This is a genomic window from Flavobacteriales bacterium (genome assembly GCA_013214975.1).
In the GTDB taxonomy this organism is placed as follows: Bacteria; Bacteroidota; Bacteroidia; order DT-38; family DT-38; genus DT-38.
In genome coordinates, this window is the sequence record JABSPR010000052.1 from 1 (window position 1) to 5,253 (window position 5,253).

The window sequence follows — 5,253 nt, forward strand, 5'->3', positions numbered from 1 at the left end:
CATGAATTCGTTCTTCTTAAACTGAACATTACTTTTATACTGTTCAATTACGTGTGTCCAAGCATTTTTAGATTTCGGTTCGATTTCATACTGCTTATACAAGTCGTATCGCTTTATTATATAATCCCTAATCTCATTTGAATTTAGGACTTGTAACATTTTTTCAACTTGAACCTCATCCCCAAAATCAAGAAACCCTTTTCCTCCTCGTATAATAGACTCAGATATAGAATTCTGACTAGTGGGATATAATATTAACGTTGATTTAAACTTTGGCTTTATCAAATATGACGCTCCATATCCAAGGCCCATTGCAATAACAACAACAACCAATAATGTTCTGCTGTTATCAAACACCAATTGGACTAGCCCCTCTATACTCAGTTCTTTTTTTTCCATTCTCTTTGCACCTATAAAATTCTAAATGGGCTTATTGAATCGCCTGTTATAAATAGAATCATCTTAACGACGACAAGCTCAATTTATTCTTCAATATTTGGTAATACAAAAATATCATTAATCGTGACTTTGGGACCATCTATTTTAACCTAAATTTGCTCATCGATCTTAACTAAATCAAATTGAAAATAGCCGTTAATACCCGTTTATTGATTAAAGATAAATTAGATGGTATCGGCTGGTTCACCTTCGAGGTGCTCAAGCGAATAACAGTAGATCACCCCGAGCACCATTTTTACTTTATATTCGACAGGCCCTATCACGACGATTTCATATTCGCAAAAAATGTGAAACCAATAGTGGTTGGACCTCCTACACGCCATCCTCTCTTATATTATTATTGGTTTGAGTTTAAGCTGCCGGGTATCCTAAGAAAATTAAAGGCCGACCTATTCTTATCTCCTGATGGGTATCTTTCTTGTTCATCTGAAGTGCCTGCGCTAGCTGTAATGCACGATTTAAATTTTGAACATTATCCAGAATACCTTCCATGGGCTTACCGGAAATTTTATCGCCACTTCTTCCCTAAATATGCGAAAATTGCTAATAGAATTGCTACAGTTTCGGAATTTTCTAGGAAAGATATAGCAAACACATACGGTATTGACCGAGATAAAATTGACGTAGTCTATAACGGGTCTAATAGTTTGTATAAACCACTTGTTGAAAACGATAAAGAAAAAATAAAAAATAAGTTTTCAGCCGACTGCCCATACTTCATTTTTGTTGGCACAATGCATTCTCGAAAAAACATTGCAAATCTGTTCAAAGCATTTGATCTATTTAAGTCTGCCTCAAAAAACAACATTAAGCTAGTAATGGTTGGCGAGAAAAAATGGTGGTCGGCCGATATAACCACTGCCTACACTAACATGAAACATTCGGAGGATATTATTTTCACCGGAAGACTAGGTGTTAAAGACTTGAGTAATTTAGTTGCTTCTTCCCTTGCTCTAACCTACGTTTCAAACTTTGAGGGGTTTGGTATTCCTTTAATTGAAGCGATGAATTGCGACATTCCTATTATCACTTCCAATGTAACATCCATGCCGGAAATTGCAGGAAATGCAGGGTTAATTGTCGATCCCAAATCGACAATAAAAATTAAAGAAGCAATGGATGAGATATCATCCAATGAAAAATTAAGAATTGAATTAGTAGAAAATGGAAGAATAATACGAGAAGAATTCTCCTGGGATATAACTGCTAAAAAATTATGGGCAAGTATGGAGAAAGTTTTAGAAATTTGAGCAATGTTAAAACGACACTACATATCTAAAGCTATTGAGGCAGGATGCGATGAAGCAGGAAGAGGCTGTTTAGCGGGCCCTGTATACGCAGCAGCCGTTATTTTAGATAAAAAAAAGCCTATTAAGGGGTTAGATGATTCAAAGAAACTTTCCAAATCCAAAAGAGATTTGCTACGAATTGAGATAGAAAAGAAAGCTTTATCATGGGCTGTAGGAGTTGTAGACAATATCGAAATAGACAAAATAAACATATTAAATGCTTCATTCTTGGCTATGCATAGAGCAATCGATAAATTAAAATCCTCCCCAAATCATTTAATAATTGATGGCAATAGGTTCACACCATATAAAGGCATCGATCATCAATGCATTATTAAAGGCGATTCAAAATACATGTCTATAGCAGCTGCCTCTATTCTAGCCAAAACACATCGGGATGACTACATGTTAAAGCTCAATAAGCAATTGCCCGAATATGGATGGTATTCGAATATGGGATATCCTACAAAAACGCACAGACAGGCCATTGCTAATTTTGGTGCAACTAAATATCATCGCATGACTTTCTGTTTACTGCCTGCTCAAGCTACAGATGAATTATAGAATGATTAAAAAGGTTTTCATATTCATTTCAATTATTGTTCTTCTCGGGGGAATCGGATATACGTATCTCTTTTTATTAAAACGCTCGGAACCTACAAACAATGCATTAAATGCAATACCGAGAAATGCTGCATTAATTATCGAATTAAATGAAGCAAAGAAGGTTTATGATAAGTTATCGGAAACAAATATAATGTGGGAGGAGTTAATGACAGTTGACTGCTTTAATCAATTAAACTATCAAATGTCTCAGATTGATAGTGCGGTTCAAAACAACAATCTACTTGATGACCTTTTAGAAGAAAACCCTCTATATGCCTCTATACACTCTACTGGGGATAAGAAGTATGAGTTCCTATTTACATTTAATCTCGGATTAAAAATAAATCTACTTTCCCTGGAAACAATCCTTGATGACAATGGATTTTCAAAAAATCAATTAAGCACAAAAAATTATAATGGTACCGTAATAAATACGATTGCTCTATCTCCAAAACCATTTTCGTTTACCATAGTAGATGGGCTATTTATTGGAAGCTACTCTATTGTACTTGTGGAAGATGCTGTTAAACATACACGCACGGGAAATTCAATAAAAGACAACATACTCTTTAAAAAAATACATAAAACAGCAGGAAAAAAAACAGATGCAAATATCTATCTGAACTTCAAATACTTCTTTAAACTTTTCGATTCCTATTTGGATTCAAAATCATATAAAAACATATTAACACTATCCAGCTTTGCTGAGTGGTCGGAGTCGGACGTAAGAATAAGGCCAAATTCCATAACAATGAACGGCTTTACAACTTTTAATGATTCCTTAGATAGTTACCTCAATCTTTTCAAAGGCCAAACTCAACAAGAAATTAAGTTTACCCATATTATTCCGTCTAGTACTTCGTCATTCATTTTTATAGGAATGAGTAATTTTGATAAATTTTATTCAAAATACAAGAGCTACTTAAAGAGAAAGGAAAGACTTAACTACCATACCAATGTTATAAACGCAATAAACAGCCTTTACGAATTAGATATCGAGAAGAGTCTTCTTTCTTGGATTGGAAACGAAATAGCCCTTGTTTATACAGAACCCAAAAACAGTAATCTTACAAGGAATACGTATGCAGTATTTAAATCTAAAAACGTTGAACAAGTAAATAATTCATTGGACAGTCTTGTCTCTTCTCTATCCAGCTACCATAGTAAAAAGGTTGAAACAGAAACATACAGAGATTTCAATATCGTTAATATTAACATCCCTTATATCATACCTAATCTTTTAGGTGGATTATTTCAAGGACTAGATCAGAGCTACTTCATCATAATCGATGAATATGTTGTCTTTGGAAATAGCAATAGCGGGTTAAAAGAATTTATTAATAGATACCTCTCCGAAAAGACACTTAGCAGAGACATTAATTACATAAACTTTGCTGAAAAATTATCTTCCGAATCTAATATCTATTTATACTCTAATATTGCTCGTTCTAGTAATATCTACAAAGCATTTCTTAATCCATCAAGCTCTAACCAAATTACAGAACAAATTGATTTACTTCAAAAGTTTGGAGCAGTGGGTTATCAAATAAACGGAACAGATATCAAGAACTCGTTTTACAATAATATTTACCTGGATTACAATCCCGTTTACAAACAAGTAAGCGCCTCCATGTGGGAAACAGAATTGGATACTTGCATCAGAACAAAACCTTCCATTGTAATAAACCATTACACAAGTAATAAGGAGATCGTTGTACAAGATGTACTTAATTCAATTTATCTCATTAGCCCTACCGGTAAAGTTTTATTCAAAAAAACTCTTGATGATGAGATTATAGGTTCCATTTCTCAGATTGATTTATATAAGAATGGAAAACTTCAAATGCTATTCAATACGACATCTGCAATACATCTGTTAGATAGAAAAGGAAACTATGTCGATGGATATCCGATTAAACTTAAAGCCAATGCAACGAATCCTGTAGCAATTATTGATTATGATAACAAAAGAGACTATAGGCTTATAGTCGCATGCGAAGACAAGCATATTTACAATTACACTGGTGAAGGCAAACTGGTTAGAGGGTGGAAATTCAAAAAATCAGAATCTATTATTAAGGCGCAAATCAAGCACTTCTCTATAAAGAAGAAGGACTATGTTGTTGCCGTCGATTCTTTGGGTAAAGTGTACGTCTTAAATAGACAAGGTCAAACCCGTATTAAAATGAAAAAATCGACAAATGTAAACTCTCAAGAAATTACGATTGAGATTGGAAAAGACATCAACTCTACGAAAATTATTAGTACGGATACATTAGGAACAATAAGTAAACTTTACTTAAGCAGTAAAGAAGAAATTATCTTAATAGACACGGTTAGTTCCAACCACTTCTTTCTTTACAAGGATATAAACAACGACAAAATTGCCGAGTACATTTATTTAGACCAAAGCATACTCTCCGTTTATGATCATGAGGGAGCATTAGTTTATAGTTACACATTCAACACAGAAATCTCAGATACACCTCTCCTATTCAATTTTGGATCGAAAGGAGTTAAAATCGGAATTCTAGCGGAACAATCAAACGAAGTTTTCCTTTTCAATCCAGATGGAACTATGGCCGAAGGGTTTCCTCTTACAGGAAGTAAAAAATTCTCTATCTCCGATATAAATAGAAACGGAAGCTTAAACCTAATTACTGGCGACGAAAGTAGAAATATCTATACTTTTTCGCTTGAGTAGTACATTTGTTTCTATACATTTGCGTTAACAAAAGGCAAGAAATCCAAACAAGACACAACCCACTCTATTTCAAACCATTAATACCGACACCATATGAATACAACGCGATTTTTAAATACGTTATGGCTATGCGTTACTGTTTTTTGCACAGCAACGCTTCTTTCGTCTTGCACTAAAGATCTTCCGGTAATTGAA

4 protein-coding genes are annotated in these 5,253 nt (G+C 34.0%); 3 read left to right on the plus strand and 1 reads right to left on the minus strand.

Annotation, left to right across the window (positions count from 1 at the left end):
- Positions 1–399, minus strand: a 399-nt coding sequence (locus HRT72_02930) for a hypothetical protein (protein NQY66664.1), incomplete at its 3' end; no start/stop codon positions are given.
- A gap of 182 nt (positions 400–581) precedes the next feature.
- Between HRT72_02930 and HRT72_02935 the strand changes: the two genes are divergently transcribed.
- Genes HRT72_02935 through HRT72_02945 form a run of 3 tightly spaced genes read left to right on the plus strand, consistent with a single transcriptional unit; the run spans position 582 to position 5,058 of the window.
- Entirely contained in the window at positions 582–1,709 is a 1,128-nt protein-coding gene (locus tag HRT72_02935) for a glycosyltransferase family 4 protein (protein ID NQY66665.1), read from the plus strand.
- 3 nt (positions 1,710–1,712) lie between these two features.
- Entirely contained in the window at positions 1,713–2,312 is a 600-nt protein-coding gene (locus tag HRT72_02940; protein NQY66666.1) for a ribonuclease HII, read from the plus strand.
- A 1-nt stretch (position 2,313) separates the two neighbouring features.
- A complete protein-coding gene (locus HRT72_02945; GenBank protein NQY66667.1) occupies positions 2,314–5,058 on the plus strand; it encodes a DUF3352 domain-containing protein in 2,745 nt (914 codons plus the stop codon).
- The last annotated feature ends 195 nt before the right edge of the window (positions 5,059–5,253 follow it).